Origin of the sequence: Bacteroides fragilis NCTC 9343 (genome assembly GCF_000025985.1) — a bacterium.
Classification (GTDB): Bacteria; Bacteroidota; Bacteroidia; order Bacteroidales; family Bacteroidaceae; genus Bacteroides; species Bacteroides fragilis.
This window is the reverse complement of record NC_003228.3, coordinates 3,576,549-3,595,107: the sequence shown is the minus strand read 5'-3', so window position 1 is coordinate 3,595,107 and position 18,559 is coordinate 3,576,549. Positions and strand designations below refer to the sequence as shown.

The 18,559-nt window shown below is 46.3% G+C and carries 13 protein-coding genes; 11 read left to right on the top strand and 2 right to left on the bottom strand.

Going from position 1 to position 18,559, the window contains the following annotated elements:
* Positions 1-380 precede the first annotated feature (380 nt).
* The 6 genes from BF9343_RS14795 (at position 381) to BF9343_RS14770 (ending at position 11,361) form a co-directional block, all read left to right on the top strand.
* A complete protein-coding gene (locus tag BF9343_RS14795) occupies positions 381-1,964 on the top strand; it encodes a sulfatase family protein (RefSeq protein WP_041926330.1) in 1,584 nt (527 codons plus the stop codon).
* Positions 1,965-2,008: 44 nt separating this feature from the next.
* A complete protein-coding gene (locus BF9343_RS14790) occupies positions 2,009-4,324 on the top strand; it encodes a glycoside hydrolase family 20 protein (RefSeq protein WP_005814993.1) in 2,316 nt (771 codons plus the stop codon).
* 77 nt (positions 4,325-4,401) lie between these two features.
* Entirely contained in the window at positions 4,402-7,464 is a 3,063-nt protein-coding gene (locus tag BF9343_RS14785; protein ID WP_010993256.1) for a glycoside hydrolase family 2 TIM barrel-domain containing protein, read from the top strand.
* 49 nt (positions 7,465-7,513) lie between these two features.
* A complete protein-coding gene (locus tag BF9343_RS14780) occupies positions 7,514-9,331 on the top strand; it encodes an alpha-L-fucosidase (RefSeq protein WP_005789248.1) in 1,818 nt (605 codons plus the stop codon).
* 65 nt (positions 9,332-9,396) lie between these two features.
* Positions 9,397-10,053 carry a fructose-6-phosphate aldolase gene (gene fsa, locus BF9343_RS14775; protein WP_005802861.1) on the top strand — a complete coding sequence of 219 codons (657 nt, stop codon included), beginning with the start codon at positions 9,397-9,399 and terminating at the stop codon, positions 10,051-10,053.
* Between the two features lie 138 nt (positions 10,054-10,191).
* The gene (locus BF9343_RS14770) at positions 10,192-11,361 is read left to right on the top strand and encodes a mechanosensitive ion channel family protein (protein ID WP_005789244.1); all 1,170 of its coding nucleotides are present in this window, start codon (positions 10,192-10,194) and stop codon (positions 11,359-11,361) included.
* Here the strand turns inward: BF9343_RS14770 and BF9343_RS14765 are convergent.
* Together BF9343_RS14765 and BF9343_RS14760 are read right to left on the bottom strand one after the other, a co-directional pair.
* The gene (locus BF9343_RS14765) at positions 11,346-12,380 is read right to left on the bottom strand and encodes an endonuclease/exonuclease/phosphatase family protein (protein ID WP_010993255.1); all 1,035 of its coding nucleotides are present in this window, start codon (positions 12,378-12,380) and stop codon (positions 11,346-11,348) included. The two genes, BF9343_RS14770 and BF9343_RS14765, sit on opposite strands and share 16 nt — an antisense overlap.
* A 167-nt stretch (positions 12,381-12,547) precedes the next feature.
* Positions 12,548-14,014 (bottom strand): aminoacyl-histidine dipeptidase, encoded by a 1,467-nt coding sequence (locus tag BF9343_RS14760; protein WP_005798834.1) that lies wholly within the window; start codon positions 14,012-14,014, stop codon positions 12,548-12,550.
* A gap of 161 nt (positions 14,015-14,175) precedes the next feature.
* On the opposite strand from BF9343_RS14760, the gene BF9343_RS14755 reads away from it, so the two are divergent.
* The 5 genes from BF9343_RS14755 (at position 14,176) to BF9343_RS14735 (ending at position 18,552) form a co-directional block, all read left to right on the top strand.
* A complete protein-coding gene (locus BF9343_RS14755) occupies positions 14,176-14,409 on the top strand; it encodes a hypothetical protein (protein ID WP_005789240.1) in 234 nt (77 codons plus the stop codon).
* A 27-nt stretch (positions 14,410-14,436) separates the two neighbouring features.
* The gene (locus BF9343_RS14750) at positions 14,437-15,042 is read left to right on the top strand and encodes an OmpH family outer membrane protein (protein WP_005789239.1); all 606 of its coding nucleotides are present in this window, start codon (positions 14,437-14,439) and stop codon (positions 15,040-15,042) included.
* Between the two features lie 143 nt (positions 15,043-15,185).
* Positions 15,186-16,085 (top strand): LytTR family DNA-binding domain-containing protein, encoded by a 900-nt coding sequence (locus BF9343_RS14745; protein WP_010993254.1) that lies wholly within the window; start codon positions 15,186-15,188, stop codon positions 16,083-16,085.
* Positions 16,086-16,187: 102 nt separating this feature from the next.
* Complete coding sequence (locus BF9343_RS14740) at positions 16,188-18,131, top strand: TonB-dependent receptor plug domain-containing protein (protein WP_044136468.1); 1,944 nt, start codon at positions 16,188-16,190, stop codon at positions 18,129-18,131.
* A 13-nt stretch (positions 18,132-18,144) separates the two neighbouring features.
* A complete protein-coding gene (locus tag BF9343_RS14735; RefSeq protein WP_005802866.1) occupies positions 18,145-18,552 on the top strand; it encodes a DUF2141 domain-containing protein in 408 nt (135 codons plus the stop codon).
* Positions 18,553-18,559 lie beyond the last annotated feature (7 nt).

Sequence of the window (18,559 nt, the reverse complement as noted above, 5' to 3'; positions counted from 1 at the left end):
ATTTGAGTTAGATTTTGAATTCACCACAGAGTAGCACTGAGTTTCACGGAGGTTTATTTCTCGTTATAGACGTTTAAGAGAGAAAAGATTCTCTGTGAGACTCCGTGTTACTCTGTGGTGAAACAGATTCGTTTTTATCGGGTGATGTCCCGGTTTTCGGGAGGTTTTTCATGTCTGCAAATATACAAATTTCAGCTAAGACTTGTTAGTTAGAGGCTTCCGATTTTGTCTATCGGATGTTCAAAAACGTCTATTTATGTCTTTTCTATCCTATTATTAGACGTTTTCAGAAGAATCATAGTTGTTTTTGAACTCGACGGACTGTTAAAACTCTTTATATTTGCACCACTAATTAATCCCTAATAGAAAAACTACTTATGATGAACAATCTACCATCCGGAATTCTCTACTCGCTGACCGGTGCGGCAGCTGTAGCTTCTTTGACTTCATGTGCCACGGGCAAACAGAAAGAAGAGCAAAAACCTCTGAACATTGTTTATATTATGACGGACGATCATACGGCGCAAATGATGAGCTGCTACGATACCCGTTATATAGAAACTCCCAACCTCGATCGCATTGCCCGCGATGGCGTGCGCTTTACGAATTCTTTTGTAGCCAACTCACTGAGCGGCCCCAGCCGTGCCTGCATGATCACCGGCAAACATAGCTGTGCCAATAAATTCTACGACAATACGACTTGCGTGTTTGACAGTGCCCAGCAAACTTTCCCGAAACTGCTTCAGAAAGCCGGTTACCAAACCGCTCTTGTAGGTAAGTGGCACTTGGAGAGCCTGCCCTCAGGCTTCAATTATTGGGAGATTGTGCCCGGACAAGGCGACTATTATAATCCCGACTTCATTACACAAGATAACGATACCGTTCAGAAACACGGTTATATCACCAACCTGATCACTGATGACGCTATCGACTGGATGGAGAATAAGCGTGACGAGAGCAAACCGTTTTGCCTGTTGATTCATCATAAAGCTATTCACCGTAACTGGATGGCAGATACCTGTAACCTGGCTTTGTACGAGGACAAAACCTTCCCGCTACCCGATAACTTCTTTGATGATTACGAAGGCCGTCTGGCTGCTGCGGCACAGGAGATGAGTATCGTGAAGGACATGGACATGATTTATGACCTGAAGATGCTGCGTCCGGATAAGGACTCACGTCTGAAATCACTTTATCAGAAGTTTCTGGGACGTATGGACGAAGGACAGCGTGCGGCATGGGACAAGTTCTATGGTCCGGTGATCGATGACTTCTACAAGCAAAACCTGAGTGGGAAGGAATTGGCTGACTGGAAGTTCCAGCGCTACATGCGCGACTACATGAAGACTGTGAAGTCACTGGATGACAATGTGGGACGTGTGCTCGACTATCTTGAAAAGAAGGGATTACTGGACAACACGTTGGTGGTCTATACCTCCGACCAGGGCTTCTATATGGGCGAACACGGTTGGTTCGACAAGCGTTTCATGTATGAAGAGTCCATGCGTACACCGCTGATCATGCGTATGCCGAAAGGATTCGACCGTCGTGGTGACATCACCGAGATGGTTCAGAACATTGACTATGCACCTACTTTCCTCGAACTGGCCGGTGCTCCTGTTCCTGCTGATATACAGGGTGTGTCATTGCTGCCATTGCTGAAAGGCGAACAGCCCAAAGACTGGCGGAATGCATTATACTATCACTTCTATGAATATCCGGCCGAGCACATGGTGAAACGTCATTATGGAATACGTACCGAACGCTATAAACTAATTCATTTCTATAACGACATCAATTGGTGGGAACTGTATGACATGCAAGCCGACCCGACGGAAATGCACAATCTGTACGGACAGAAAGAGTATGAACCTGTGGTGAAAGAGCTCAAAGAGCAGATGCTGAAGTTGCAGGAACAATACAATGATCCGGTACGCTTCTCTCCGGAGCGGGATAAAGAATAGAGTTCCCTTTCCCACTCCAAACAGAAATCCATTGACTAAACTATATGAAACACATTATATATATACTCCTGTTGGCGTTCTGCCCCCTTGCAACGCTGCAGGCCGATAACTTAACACCAATCGTTTCTGTAGTTCCCTGCCCGGTACAAATGGTACCGGGTACCGGGAACTTCCTTTTCTCCGGGAGCACCGTGTTGAGGGTGGAAAACGCGGAACAGGCCCGCGTGGCACGGAATTTCGTCAACCTCTTCACCCGGGCCGCCGGATTCACCCCCGTGCTGAAAACGGGAAAGGGGAAAGGTGATGTATGCTTTGTCACCGACCCCTTGCTGAAAAGCGAGGCTTACAGGCTGAGCGTCAGTCCCGAACAGATCAGCATAGAGGCGTCTGACGCCAAAGGATTCTTCTATGCCTTACAGACGATCCGTCAGTTGCTTCCTCCCGATATTGAAAATTCCCGTACGGTAAATGCCATGTGGACGGTTCCTTGTCTGACTATTCAGGATGAACCCCGTTTCGGTTACCGGGGATTAATGCTGGATGTTTCCCGCTTTTTCATTCCTAAAGAGAGTGTGTTGCGAATCATTGACTGCATGGCTATGCTGAAAATCAATAAGCTTCACTTCCACCTGGTGGACGATAACGGCTGGCGACTCGAGATCAAGAAATATCCCCGTTTGACTGAGATAGGCGCGTGGCGGGTAGACCATACGGACGTACCGTTCCATTCACGGCGGAATCCGTTACCCGGTGAACCCACCCCTGTAGGTGGCTTTTACACTCAAGAGGATATGAAGGAAATGATTGCCTATGCCGCCGATCGTCAGGTAGAGATTATTCCCGAGATAGAGATGCCGGCACATACCAATTCGTCGCTGGCAGCTTATCCTCAACTGGCTTGTCCGGTGGTAGATCAATTTATCGGTGTGTTGCCGGGTTTGGGCGGTGATCATGCCAGCATCATCTATTGTGCCGGAAACGACAGCGTATTCACTTTCCTGCAAAACGTCATCGATGAGGTGGCAGCACTGTTTCCGTCACGTTATATTCACTTGGGGGGCGATGAAGCCCAGAAAACCTACTGGAAAAAGTGTCCCCTCTGCCAGGAACGTATGAAGAAAGAGCACCTCGCCCATGAAGAGGACCTTCAAGGTTACTTCATGAAGCGGATAGGCGAATATGTACGCAGCAAAGGCAAAGAGGTGATGGGATGGGACGAGCTGACCAACAGCTTCATTCCCGAAGGTGCTGTCATCTTTGGCTGGCAAGGGATGGGCAATGCGGCTTTGAAAGCTGCCGACCGGGGGCACCGGTTTGTGATGACCCCCGCCCGAGTGATGTATCTGATCCGTTATCAGGGACCGCAATGGTTTGAACCGCTTACTTATTTCGGTAACAATACGCTGAAAGATGTTTATCAGTACGAACCGGTCCAGAAGAACTGGAAACCTGAGTACGCTTCGTTGCTGATGGGGGTACAGGCTTCATTGTGGACTGAGTTCTGTAATCGTCCCGAGGATGTGGACTATCTTGTTTTCCCCCGTTTGGCGGCGCTTGCCGAAGTGGGATGGAGTCGTCCGGAACAGAAAAACTGGGACTTGTTTCTGAAAGCGATGGATCGGTATAATGAACACCTCGATGTGAAAGGTATCGGATATGCCCGCTCGATGTACAATATTCAGCATACCTCGACTCCTGTCGACGGTGCATTACAGATAAAATTGGAATGTATCCGCCCCGATGTGGAAATTCGTTATACAACCGATGGTTCCGAACCGGAAGCAACTTCCACCCTTTACACCCGGCCGTTGGAATTCCATACTGTGCAGACACTGAAGTGCGCCACTTTCGCCGCCGGCCGCCAGATGGGAAAGACTCTCGTATTACCGTTGTTACACAACAAGGCTACTGCCAAACCGATATTCACTCAAGGAGCTTCCGGAGCATTTGTTTTGACCAACGGAGTGCGGGGCAGCTTGAAGCAAACTGACTTCGAATGGTGCTCGTGGAGTAAGAGTGATTGCATTTCTTTTACATTAGATTTGCAGAAAGACGAAAATATTCATACTTTTACGCTGGGTTCCATTACGGTGTACGGGATGGCAGTTCATAAGCCGGAGTCCATTAGTGTTGCCTTGTCTTCGGACAACGTAAACTTTACGGAAGTGGGAGAGAAGCATTTCACTCCCGAAGAGATTTTCCGTGAAGGAACTTATGTAGAAGACTTGAAATTCGATTTGGGAACGGCAAAGGCCAGATATGTACGCGTCACCGCCCGTGGAGTCGGAAAATGCCCTCCCGATCACGTCCGTCCGGGACAGGAAGCACGAATCTTTTTTGACGAAATAATTGTGGAATAAGAGTCCGCTTTTACTTTATAAAACCTAAGGGACGTTGGAACTTATTAAGATTTTGAATATTAAATACCTGATAAACAATGAACAAACCAATCAAACTAACCTTCCTGCTGATATTGGCCTGTCTGATGTTGTTGCCTGTAAATGCGCAGAATACTCCCGAATGGCAGAGCCAGTATGCAGTAGGTTTGAACAAACTGGCACCTCACACCTATGTGTGGCCCTATGCCAGTGCTACTGACGTGAAAAAAGGGGATTATGAACAGTCACCCTATTATCTCAACCTCAACGGTAAATGGAAATTCCATTGGGTGAAAAATCCTGATCTCCGTCCGAAAGACTTTTATAAACCCTCGTTCTATACCGGAGGCTGGGCAGATATCAACGTTCCGGGAAACTGGGAGCGCCAGGGATACGGAACGGCCATCTACGTAAATGAGACTTATGAATTTGATGACAAAATGTTCAACTTTAAGAAGAATCCCCCTCTTGTGCCTTATAAGGAGAACGAAGTAGGATCTTATCGCCGTACTTTCACTGTGCCTGCCGGATGGAAGGGCCGCCGGGTAGTACTCTGCTGCGAAGGTGTGATTTCTTTTTATTATGTGTGGGTGAACGGACATTTTCTCGGTTACAACCAAGGTTCCAAGACAGCTGCCGAATGGGATATCACCGATCAGTTGGAAGAAGGTGAGAATACGATTGCCCTCGAAGTATATCGCTGGAGTTCAGGTTCCTATCTGGAGTGTCAGGATATGTGGCGTCTGAGTGGTATTGAGCGTGATGTGTATCTGTATAGTACTCCCAAACAGTATATAGCCGATTATAAGGTAAACGCAACTCTTGAAAAGGAACGTTATAAAGATGGTATTTTCGGACTCGACGTTACGGTCGGAGGGCCTGCAGACGGTGTGGCATCCGTATCTTATACACTGAACGATCCGCTCGGACGTCCTGTACTGTCGGGTGAGATGCCTGTCAAGTCGCGCGGACTGAGTAACTTCATCACATTCGGAGAACAGCGCCTGAAGGATGTGAAACGTTGGAGTGCCGAGCATCCCAATCTCTACACCCTCGTGTTGGAGTTGAAAAATGCAGGAGGACAGGTGACCGAAGTCACCGGTTGTGAAGTCGGTTTCCGTACTTCGGAGATCAAAGACGGACGTTTCTGCATCAACGGTGTGCCTGTATTGGTCAAAGGAACCAATCGTCATGAACATTCGCAGTTGGGGCGTACCGTCAGCAAAGAGCTCATGGAGCAAGATATACGTCTGATGAAACTGTATAATATCAATACTGTGCGCAACTCACATTATCCCACCGATCCGTATTGGTATCGGCTGTGCGATCGTTACGGACTTTATATGATCGATGAAGCGAATATCGAGTCACACGGTATGGGATATGGACCCGCTTCGCTTGCCAAAGACAGCACTTGGCTGACAGCACACATGGATCGTACACATCGCATGTATGAACGTTCGAAAAATCATCCTGCCATCGTTATCTGGTCATTGGGCAACGAAGCCGGAAACGGAATCAATTTCGAGCGTACCTACGATTGGCTGAAATCGGTAGAGAAAAGCCGTCCCGTCCAGTACGAACGTGCCGAACAGAATTACAATACCGATATCTATTGTCGAATGTATCGCAGTGTCGACGAAATCAAGGCCTATCTGGCCCAGAAAGATATCTACCGTCCGTTCATTCTTTGTGAATATGTGCATGCCATGGGTAACAGTGTAGGCGGCCTGAAAGAGTACTGGGATGTATTCGAGAATAATCCGATGGCACAGGGTGGCTGTGTGTGGGACTGGGTAGACCAGTCGTTCCGTGAGATCGACTCAAACGGTCGCTGGTACTGGTCGTATGGTGGAGACTACGGACCGAAGGGAATTCCGAGCTTCGGTAATTTTTGCTGCAACGGTCTGGTGAGTGCCGATCGTGTGCCCCATCCGCATTTACTCGAAGTGAAAAAAATCTATCAGAACATCAAATGCACCTTGATCAATAAGAACAATCTGACCGTAAGGGTGAAAAACTGGTTCGACTTCTCTAACCTCAACGAATATATCCTCCACTGGCAGGTGGTGGGTGACAATGGCAAATTGCTGGCCGAAGGTAACAAAGAGGTGAACTGTGCGCCACACGCTACAGCCGATGTGACTTTGGGAAAAGTTGCCTTGCCTGCCAATGTCCGTGAGGGTTATCTTAATCTGAGCTGGACCCGCAAAGAAGCTTCACCGATGGTTGGCACCGATTGGGAGGTGGCTTACGACCAATTTGTGTTGCCCGGAACCAAAGGTAGTACAGCCTATCTGCCTGCTAAGGCCGGGCAGACAGCTTTCACGGTGGATAAAGAAACCGGTGCTCTCAACTCATTGACACTGGATGGACAAGAATTGCTGGCAACTCCTGTTACGCTGAGTTTGTTCCGTCCCGCTACGGATAATGATAACCGTGATCGTAATGGTGCATACCTTTGGCGTAAAGCCGGACTCAATCAGTTGACCCAGAAAGTGGTGTCGCTGAAAGACGGCAAGAAAGCCGCTACTGCGAAAGTGGAGATTCTGAATGCGAAAGGGATGAAAGTGGGTGATGCCGATTTCGCCTATTCACTAAACTCTGCCGGAGCCTTGAAGGTGAAAGTGACTTTCCGGCCCGATACTGCCGTGGTGAAATCGATGGCACGCCTGGGGCTTACTTTCGAGATGAATGATACGTATGGCAATGTAGCTTATCTGGGTCGGGGCGACAACGAGACTTATTCCGACCGTATGCAGTCGGGCAAGATCGCTCTGTATCAGACTACGGCCGAACGTATGTTTCATTACTACGTCACTCCGCAGTCTACCGGGAACCGTACGGATGTCCGCTGGATGAAGCTGACGGACGAAACCGGACAGGGCATCTTTGTCGATTCCAACCGTCCTTTCCAGTTCAGTGTCATCCCCTTTGCCGATGATGTATTGGAAAAAGCCCGCCACATCAACGACCTCGAACGTAACGGTCATGTCACCGTACATCTGGATGCCGAACAGGCCGGTGTGGGAACGGCAACCTGCGGGCCGGGCGTACAGCCGCAATATCGGGTTCCTGTGACGGAACAAAGCTTTGAGTTCACGCTGCGTACAGTGAAGTAAATAGAATACTAACCAATCCATTTCACCCCAAAAACATAACAATACATTTATGAAGAAATTAATCTTATCGACGGCCCTTCTTGCCGCTATCTGCACAGCCGGACAAGCCCAGGAGACGAACGACTATTATGTGAAGCACGTAGAGTTTCCACAAGGAGCCACTCTGGAACAAAAGGTAGACATGGCGGCACGTCTTGTACCTACTCCGCAGCAATTGGAATGGCAGCAGATGGAGTTGACTGCTTTCCTGCATTTTGGTATCAATACTTTTACAGGACGTGAATGGGGAGACGGCAAAGAAAATCCCGCACTCTTCAATCCCACCGATTTCGATGCGGAGCAGTGGGTACGTTCGCTCAAGGAAGCTGGTTTCAAGATGGCCATCCTGACAGCCAAGCATCATGATGGATTCTGCCTGTGGCCGACCAAGACAACCGGGCACTCCGTGGCGGCCTCTCCCTGGAAAGACGGGAAAGGGGATGTGGTACGCGAGCTGCGCGATGCTTGTGATAAATACGGCATCAAGTTTGGTGTTTATCTTTCTCCTTGGGATCGGAACGCCTCTTGCTATGGAGACTCTCCAAAATACAATGAATTCTTTATCGAACAACTGACCGAACTGTTGACCAACTATGGTGAGGTGCACGAAGTCTGGTTCGACGGTGCCAATGGTGAAGGTCCTAATGGAAAGAAGCAGGAGTATGACTGGACTGCCATCCTTTCTACCATCCGTCGTCTCCAACCCCGTGCTGTGACTGCCATTATGGGCGATGATGTACGTTGGGTAGGCAACGAACGTGGATTAGGACGTGAAACGGAATGGAGTGCCACCGTGCTGACTCCCGGTACGTATGCCCGCTGTGAAGAGCAGAACAAGGCGTTGGGTGTGAAGGCGACTTCCAAGGACTTGGGCGGACGCGACATGTTGGTCAATGCCAAGGAACTCTTCTGGTATCCTTCCGAAGTGGATGTATCGATCCGTCCGGGATGGTTCTATCATCAGCAGGAAGACAATCAGGTGAAGAGCCTCAAGCACCTGACCGATATTTATTTCAAATCTGTGGGCTACAACTCAGTGTTGTTGCTCAATATTCCTCCTGACCAGCGCGGACGCATCAGTGATGCCGATGTCAATCGTCTGAAAGAGTTTGCCGATTATCGTAAAGAGATTTTTGCCGATAACCGTGTCAAAGGCGGCTTGAAAGCGTGGACTGCCCGGCCGGGTGATACGCGTGTCTACCAGTTGAAGCCGAAATCGGAAATCAATGTGGTGATGCTGCGCGAAGACATTTCGAAAGGACAACGCATGGAGGCTTTCACAGTCGAAGCGTTGACTGCCGATGGATGGAAAGAGATAGCGAAAGGAACGACCGTCGGTTATAAACGCCTGATACGTATTCCGGCTGTCGAAGCCCGTCAATTGAGGGTGAAGGTCGATGCTTGTCGTCTGGCGGCTAATATCAGCGAAGTGGCTGCTTACTATGCCCGTCCGCTCGAAGAGTCGGCTGCAAAAGAAAACTGGAATGATCTGCCCCGTACTGCATGGAAACAGGTAACTGCCACTCCGTTGGTGATTGATCTCGGTAAAGCTGTGGATATGACCGGATTTGTATATGCCCCGGCTAATGCGGAAGCGAAGCCGACGATGGCCTTCCGTTATAAATTCTATATCAGCACTAATGGCAGAGACTGGAAAGAGGTGCCGACTACCGGAGAATTCAGTAACATCATGCACAATCCTGTACCGCAGACTGTCTCGTTCGGTAACAAAGTCAGTGCACGCTACATTAAACTTGATGCTACCACTCCGGATGCTACGCCGGCCCGGGTAGATTTGAAAGAAATAGGGATCCGCTTGCAGAAGTAAGTCGTTCTGTTGAACAACTGTTCCGGGTTATCTGTTTGAATGTAAGATATTAAACACTAGTAGGTATGAAATTCTTTATTGATACAGCTAACCTGGATCAAATCCGGGAAGCACATGATTTGGGAGTTCTGGACGGAGTGACCACCAATCCTTCTCTGATGGCGAAAGAAGGCATTAAAGGTGTCGAAAATCAGCGAAGACATTACGTGGAGATATGCAATATCGTACAAGGTGATGTCAGTGCCGAGGTGATTGCGACTGATTACGAAGGAATGGTCAGGGAAGGTAAGGAACTGGCAGCCCTCAATCCGCATATTGTGGTGAAGGTACCGTGCATTGCCGATGGCATAAAAGCCATCAAGCACTTTTCGGGGCAAGGCATCCGTACCAATTGCACATTGGTTTTCTCCACTGGTCAGGCTTTACTGGCTGCTAAAGCGGGAGCTACGTATGTTTCTCCTTTCGTGGGACGTTTGGATGACATCTGTGAGGATGGAGTCGGATTGGTTGCCGATATCGTTCGGATGTACCGCTTCTACAATTATCCTACTCAGGTGCTGGCCGCCTCTATCCGTAGTTCCAAGCACATCATGGAATGTGTGGAGGCCGGTGCCGATGTAGCAACTTGTCCGTTGAGTGCCATTAAAGGACTGCTGAACCACCCGTTGACAGATGCCGGATTGAAGAAATTCCTGGAAGATTATAAGAAGGTAAATGAATGATAATTCTTGCTGACAGATAAAAAAAGGCTGTATTGGAACGTATCGTTTTCAGTGCAGCCTTTTTTATTTGGACTAAACCTAAAGCCTGTTTAGGTGTTATTTGGATAGAATGAACATTTTAAAATAAAGACGATAGTTATGATAGATTTAGGAAGCTGGATGAACAAAATCCTTATCGGTTGGGGGGTAGACCCTAAAATTGCAAATACTTTTGATGAAACGATTATTGCCATCCTGATGATTTTTATAGCGGTCGGACTGGATTATCTTTGTCAGGCCATTTTTGTAGGCGGGATGAAGCGTCTGGCACGGAAGACCTCTTATAAATGGGATACATTGATGGTCAAACATAAAGTTATTCATCACCTGATCCATATCCTTCCCGGTATCCTGATGTATATGCTTCTTCCTATGGCGTTCGTACATGGAAAAACGCTGCTGCTGGTTTCGCAGAAGATCTGTGTTATTTACATGATTTTTGCTTTGTTGCTGGCTCTCAACAGTAGTCTGTTGATGTTGTTGGATATACTCAGTGCTAAGGAGAAGTTGAAAGATCGGCCGATGAAGGGCTTTATCCAGGTATTGCAGGTACTTGTTTTCTTTATCGGAGGCATTGTGATTGTGGCTATCATTGTCGATAAGTCTCCTGCTACATTGTTTGCGGGATTAGGTGCATCCGCCGCCATCCTGATGTTGGTTTTTAAAGACAGTATTCTGGGCTTCGTGGCAGGTATACAGTTATCGGCTAATGATATGATACGTCCCGGTGACTGGGTGACTATCCCTTCGACTAATGCCAATGGGATTGTAGAAGAAATAACCCTAAACACGGTGAAGATACAGAATTTCGATAATACCATTTCTACTGTCCCTCCCTATTCACTGGTCAACGGTTCGTTTCAGAACTGGCGGGGAATGACGGAATCCGGAGGGCGTCGGGTGATGAAGAGTATCTTTCTTGATCTGACTACATTGAAATTCTGTACTCCCGAAATGCTTGATACTTTTCGGAAGGAGATACCCTTGTTGGCCGATTATCAGCCGGAGGAAGGAGTGATTCCCACTAACTCGCAGGTGTTCAGGGTGTATGTAGAACGTTATCTTTGCAGCCTGCCCGTGGTCAATCAGGATCTTGACTTGATTATCAGTCAAAAAGAAGCTACGGAATATGGAGTACCTATTCAAATTTACTTCTTTTCCCGCAATAAAATCTGGAAAGAATACGAACGTATCCAGTCCGATATCTTTGATCACTTTTTTGCGATGATACCGAAGTTTGAACTAAAGGTATATCAGTATTCGGATTGATTGGTTTCAAAATCGACATACACCGGTAAGTGATCGCTGTATCCTTCCTGGTATTTCATTCCGACATAGGTTCGGAAGGGTTGCATGCCTCCGTACTTTTCATCTTTTGTCAGAAGGAAAGGCAAGCATGCTACGTTTGCCTTTTTTTCTTCGGTAAAGAGTGTGCCCGAAACATCAAGTAGCGTTCCTGATACGATGAGATGGTCCAGCAGTCCCCATTCGCCCTGATACTTATAGGAACCGAAGTTACGGTCTTTTGCCTTTCGTGCCAGCAGGTGGTAAAGTCGGTCATGATGGGTACTCACTTCGGGAGACAGTGCCTGTAGCACTTGTACTACTGATTTATCTGTAGGATAATCGTTAAAGTCCCCCATAATGATCAGTTTGGTGGAGGGACGTACATTGATAAGACTATCTGCCGCATCCTTTAACTTTTGTGCAGCGTAAAGCCGGTAAGGTTCCGACTGCCGTACTCCGCCTGAGCGGGAAGGGAGATGTGCCACCATTATGTCCAGCGTATCGCCTGTGAGCAGTAATCCGCTGACGTGCAGAATATCTCTTGTCGGGCGATGACCTTTGAAATTCCCGACGGAGAGGGCAGAGTAGGATAGAAGTTTGAACCGGTCACGTTGATACAGTAATGCCACATTGATGCCGCGCAGATCGGAGCAGTGGGTCATCACGTACCGATAACCGGCTTCTTTCAGTGGGGAATAAAGGGTCAGGTCACGCATAACTGTATCGTTTTCCACTTCACAGAGACCTATCAATGCGGGAAAATTCCATTCTCCGATGGCTGTGAGTGTTCGGGCTACATTATCTAATTTCTTTTTATATCGTCGGTGGTTCCAGTGACGCATTGAATGGGGCAGAAATTCCATATCGTTTTTCAGTGAATCATGTCGGGTATCGAAAAAGTTTTCGGTATTCCAAAAGACGACACGGAAAGGAGGTCGATTCTGTGCAGAAAGAAAAAGGGAAGAGAGGGAAATAAGTAATATGAAGAAGAGACGGAGCATAGATTGGATTCCTTTTAAATGCTGTTCGGTTGAAGTTCACCACAGAGTAACACGAAGTAATACAGGGTAATACAGAGTAATACGGAGTGACACAGAGCCTTTTTGTTAATAATCAACAATTACCCGTCTCCTCTGTGTAACTCTGTGTCCTCTGTGGTGAAATAGCTTTAGTTCTTAGCCGGAATATGTGCCAACACATCCAGCAGATGTTTCCAGAATTTATCTACCGAAGGAATATGCATCCGTTCGTCCGGAGAGTGAACTCCTGTCAAGGTGGGGCCGAATGAAATCATATCCAGGGCAGGATATTTGTCGAGGAACAAGCCACATTCCAGTCCTGCATGGATTGCCTTTACTTTGGCATCAACACCGAACAGGCGTTTATATGACTCTTCCGCCACTTTTAGGATTTCCGAATCCGGATTGGGTTTCCATCCCGGATAACCTTCACCCCAGTTGACCTGAGCACCGGCGAGTCTGAATACGGCACGGACCGTTGTTGCTATATCGTCGCGAGAAGAAAGGATAGAACTGCGCTGGCTGGTTTCGATACGGATGGTGTTTTCCGGCTTCATTTTTACAGATGCCAGGTTCGTTGAAGTTTCTACCAGTCCCGGAATATCTTGACTCATGGCATATACTCCGTGCGGGCAACCGTATAGCGAAGTAATCAGCCGATAGGAAGTACTCGAGTCGATGGACCAGTCGCGGTGCGGCTCTGTTTCAAGAAGAATGTTCAGATCCGGTTCCACCCGATGAAGTTCGTTTTCGATTTCGGCGGTGAATACGTTCAAGGCTGTACGTATGTCATGTTTGTAATGTTCGGGCACGGAGAATACAGCCGAAGCTTCACGCGGAATGGCGTTACGCAGATTACCTCCGTTGAATTCATAGAGGTGGAAGTCCTCCTGGTAAGTAGTCATCATCTGATAGAGAAACCGGTTCAGTATCTTGTTGGCATTACCGCGTCCCAGATGTATATCCCCTCCGGAGTGTCCGCCTTTCAGACCTTTAACGGTTATGCGGAAGCAGAGGTGGCTGATGGGTGTCATTTCATTTTCATATTGAAATTCGGCCACTGTATCAATACCGCCCGCACAACCGATGTAAAGTTCACCTTCGTCTTCCGAGTCGAGATTAAGCAGAATTTCTCCGCTCATAAAGCCTTCTTTCAAGGCGAAAGCACCGGTCAGTCCTGTCTCTTCATCTACAGTGAACAGACATTCGATAGGACCGTGTTCAATACTGTCGTCAGCCAGAATGGCCAGTTCGGTCGCTACTCCGATGCCGTTGTCGGCTCCCAAGGTTGTTCCTTTGGCTTTCATCCACTCTCCGTCAATCTCCGTTTCGATGGGATCGGTCAGGAAGTCATGGTCCGTATCATTATTCTTTTCGCACACCATGTCTACGTGCGATTGCAGAATCACTGTCTTCAGATTTTCTTTACCCGGTGTTGCCGGTTTTTTGATAAGCACGTTGCCGGCTTCGTCTACTTTGGTTTCTAAATTATGTTTTTCTCCGAACGCCTTTAAATAGGCGATCATCTTCTCTTCCTTCTTTGAAGGACGGGGCACCTGGCAGATTTCATTGAAGAAGTGAAATACACCGGCCGGTTTCAGTTCTGATTTTTCCATTCTCTTTTCTTTTTATGGAATTAAAAATTCAATTTTAACCCCTTATTGCTAAATATGGTTAATTTACTTGCGAATTTTGAACTCGTTTCTCTTTTTTTATGGTAAAAAAGGAGGCTTAGTCAGTACAAAAGTCTATATTTGCACCCACAAAATTAATAGAAATGCTCTATACAATACTGATAACTCTGTTAATAGTTGCTATTTGCCTTGGTTTATTAGGCATAAAAGTCTTTTTTACAAAGGGTGGAAAATTTCCCAACGGGCACGTTAGCGGCAATAAAGCGTTAAGGGAGAGAGGCATAAGTTGTGCACAGTCCCAAGACCGGGAAGCACAGAAGAAACGACGTTTCTCTATTGATGAAATTGAAAAAGCCTTAAACGATAGTATGAACTAATTAATTAAAAAACTATATTTTACAAGTATGAAGAGAATGAATTACCTCATTAACGGATTTGCTGCTCTTGCATTCCTCTTTCTTTTTTCACAATGCGCTGGTAAAGCTGATAATGCTGCTGCTCCTGCCGCTTCCGGAAATGCAAATGCCACTTCTGGTTTGAAAATCGCTTATGTAGAAGTAGATACTTTGTTGTCTCAATATAATTTCTGCAAAGACCTGAATGCTGACATGATCAGCAAAGAGGAGAACAGCCGCATGGTGCTGAATCAGAAAGCAAATGAACTGCGTAAATCTCAACAGGAATTCCAGAAGAAATATGAAAGTAATGCTTTTATTTCTCCGGAAAGAGCACAGCAGGAATATGCACGCTTAGGTAAATTGGAACAGGATTTGCAGGCTCTGCAGAACAAACTGGCTACAGAGATGGCATCGGAGAATGCTAAAAACAGTCAGATTCTGCGTGACTCTATTAACGCTTTTCTGAAAGAATATAATAAAACAAAAGGTTATAACCTGATTATCAGCAATACCAGCTTTGATAATCTGCTGTATGCCGATAGCACACTGAACATTACTAAAGAGATCGTAGACGGACTTAACGCAAGATATACTCCTGTGGCTAAGAAATAAAATCGGTTTACTATACTATAGAATAGAAGAGGCAATTCCAATTACCGGGTTGCCTCTTTTTTTAGTTAAGATAATCTCCCTGTTTATCGTATCTGTCCGATATTTTATATTACTTTGCAGGGAAAGCGAATAAAATACAATATATGGGAAGTCATTGGGGTGAAAAAATACGAAGATACCTGCAAAGCCTTTATCCGGTTGCATATCAAAGATGGAAGGTTGTGTTGATTTCTTCCCTGGTTGTATTTCTGATATTACTGGTTTTACAGCCATTTGGGATATCCGGCATTAGGCAGCATAAGTTCTGGATACTTGTGGGCTTTATGGGCGTGACGGCAGTATCTCTGAGTATTCCGATGTATGTCTTTGGCAAACTGTTTCCGAAGTTCTATAAAGAAGAAACATGGACTGTGTGGAAACAGATTGTCAATCTGTTACAGATACTTTTTTTTATAGCTATCGGGAACTGGATTTATTCTACTCTCGTTTTTGGTTGGGGATTACGTTGGGATGTCTTTTGTGCCTTTGCATTATTCACTTTGGTCATCGGACTTTTTCCTACTGTACTTTTCATTTTGTTGAATCAAAATAGACTGTTGGCCATTCATCTGAAAGAGGCTACCGAGATGAATCTCCATTTGCAACGTTCGGTATTGCCGGCCGAATCTGTGGAAACAAAACAAGACAGCCCTTTTCTTTTGTTTCAAGGAGGCATCCGGGAATCCTTGGAATTGGACTCTAAAGACTTGTTGTATGTAGAATCCAATGGAAACTACATCCGGGTAAATTATCAGAAAGCAGGTAAAAACGTTCAGTGTCTGTTGCGTGCAACCATGAAGCAGGCAGAAGAAGTAACAGCCGTTTGTCCGTTGGTGCTGAAGTGTCACCGGGCCTTCCTGGTCAACGTCCGTAAGGTGGTGAAAGTGAATGGAAACTCCCAGGGACATCGTTTGCTCCTGGAGGGTTGCCCGGAAGAGATACCTGTATCCCGAGGCTATTCGAAACAGGTTAAAGAACTGATAGAAGGTATCTCTGGCGACTAACTATTGATCACAAAAGGATGCAGTTCGTCACACGTGAGGTGCTGCTTATCACATATCCGGGCTGTCCGTCCCGGATATTTTTTTGCTTTGTGCCAATCCTTTATGTTTGCCGATGAAAACGTTAGCAAACAGATCACCATGAAAGGATTTTATGTACCAGCCGCATTGAGCCTGATGTTACTCTCGCTCCCGATTGCTGCACAAAGTGTAGCTACGGATACCATTCTCCTGGCCACTTTCAATGATAGTATATCGTTGGACGAGGTAGTAATCAAAGCACATAAGACACCGAGGGCCAACAGTCGTTGGAGTGATCTGCAACCTGTCGATCTGGTAACAGTAGGAGGTTCCAACGGAGATTTATATCGGGCTTTGCAAACACTTCCGGGGGTTCAACTCCAAGGTGAAAGCGGTCGTTTACTGGTACGTGGAGGGAACAGCAACGAGACACAAACCTATATAGACGGCATGCATGTGTTGAATCCCTATACTACTACAGGGACTGATACTCCTGCACGCGGGCGTTATTCTACATTTATGTTCAGTGGTGTCAATCTGGCTTCCGGAGGACAGTCGCAGGAGTATGGAGAGGCTTTGTCTGCTGTTCTTCCTTTGGAGACCAAAGACTATAGTACGGTTAATAAGTTCGGGATGAATGTTTCGACTGTCGGAATGGGTGGAGGCGGTACACGGGCTTTCAATCGATCCTCATTGTCATTGAATCTCGATTATCAGAATCTGGTTCCTTATGATCGGGTTTATCCTTCGCGCACAGATTTTAAACGGCCGTATCGCATGCTATCCGGTGCGACCCAATTTCGCTACACACCGAATGAAAAGACCCTTTTTAAATTTTATGTGGGATATGATCGTACGGATTTTTCGAATTACACAGATATCGATCATCATCTTTTCGGCCTGGGTGAAAACAATATATACCTCAATACAACATTCCGCAAACGTACAGCTTCCGATTGGAATTGGTTTATCGGAACTGCCTACTCTTTTTATGATCGGAAAGTGAAAGGAGCAGTGAAGGACCGGGATGTATGGAACGAACGCCAACAAGAGTTCCATCTGAAAGCAAAGTTCTTCAAACTGTTTACTTCGCGGTTGCGTCTGGATATGGGTGTGGAGACTTTTGTGCGTTCTTATCGGAACCACTATCAGTTGGAAACATTGCGTGATATGCATCAAATGTATCCCACTATCTATGCCGGATTTCTTTCGTCTGCTTTTTATCTGTCGGAGAATCTTAAAACTGAAATATCTCTCCGCCCCGAATATACTTCGTTAAACCGGACAATGAACTGGTCTCCCCGGGCTGCTGTCAGTTATACGTGGAATCATCTGCTGGTGTCGGTCGTAGCAGGGCAATATACCCAACTTCCGGAAAACGACTATCTGATAAGGAATATCTCTTTGCCTTCTAATGTTTGCAGACAAGTTCTTTTTAGTCTCCAATATGAACAGGGAGGCCGGTTTTACAAAGCAGAGTTCTATTATAAAAATTATAAGAAACTGGAATTATCGGTTCCGGACGGTATCACTCCTGATGGATATGGATACAGTAAAGGTATTGATCTGTATTTTTGTGACAATGTCCTATGGAAGAATTTTGAGTACCGTTTGTCTTACTCTTATAACCTCTCGAAACGTAAATATCGGGAATATACAGAACTTACGGTGCCACAGTATGCTACCCGTCATCACGCATCGCTGGTGTTGAAATACAGTGTTCCCCGATTGCGAACCATCTTTAGCGTGACCGATGGGGTGGCAAGCGGGCGTCCCTACCACAATCCGGAACTGTCCGGACTGATGAATGATGAAGTAAAACCCTATCATTCTCTCGATTTGGGTATTACGGTTCTGGCGGGCAAAAAAGTGATTGTACATGCTTCTGCCACCAATCTGCTGGGACGTAAGAATGAATACGGGCGTATTGACGGAGAGGCTGTCCGTACTTCAAGCGACCACTTTTTCTATCTGGGAGTGTATATCACATTGGGTAAGAAGGTAGCTTATGATGTTTCTAATTTTTAAATATTATACCATTATGAAAACAATGATTATTTCAATTATCGCAGTATTAGCAAGTGTGGCCGTATCCGGTCAAAGTCTGACATTAACAGTTAAAGACGTGGAACATGTGGAGGGAACTCTTTATGTGGCTATCTATTCGTCCAAAGAGAACTTTATGAAGAAACCTCTTTTCGGTTTTCGGGTGGCTGTGAAAGACCGTACAATGACAATACCTTGTAAAGGAATTCCTGCCGGGACCTATGCCATCTCCCTCTTTCAGGATGAAAACGGAAATGGAAAGTTAGACACCGGTTCATTCGGGCGCCCTTTAGAGAAATTTGGATTCAGCAATGATGCCGAGGGTATCATGGGAGCTCCTTCGTATGAAAAGTGTTGTTTCGAATTTAAACGAGATACTACGGTGGTCATTCATTTAAAATGATAATGCG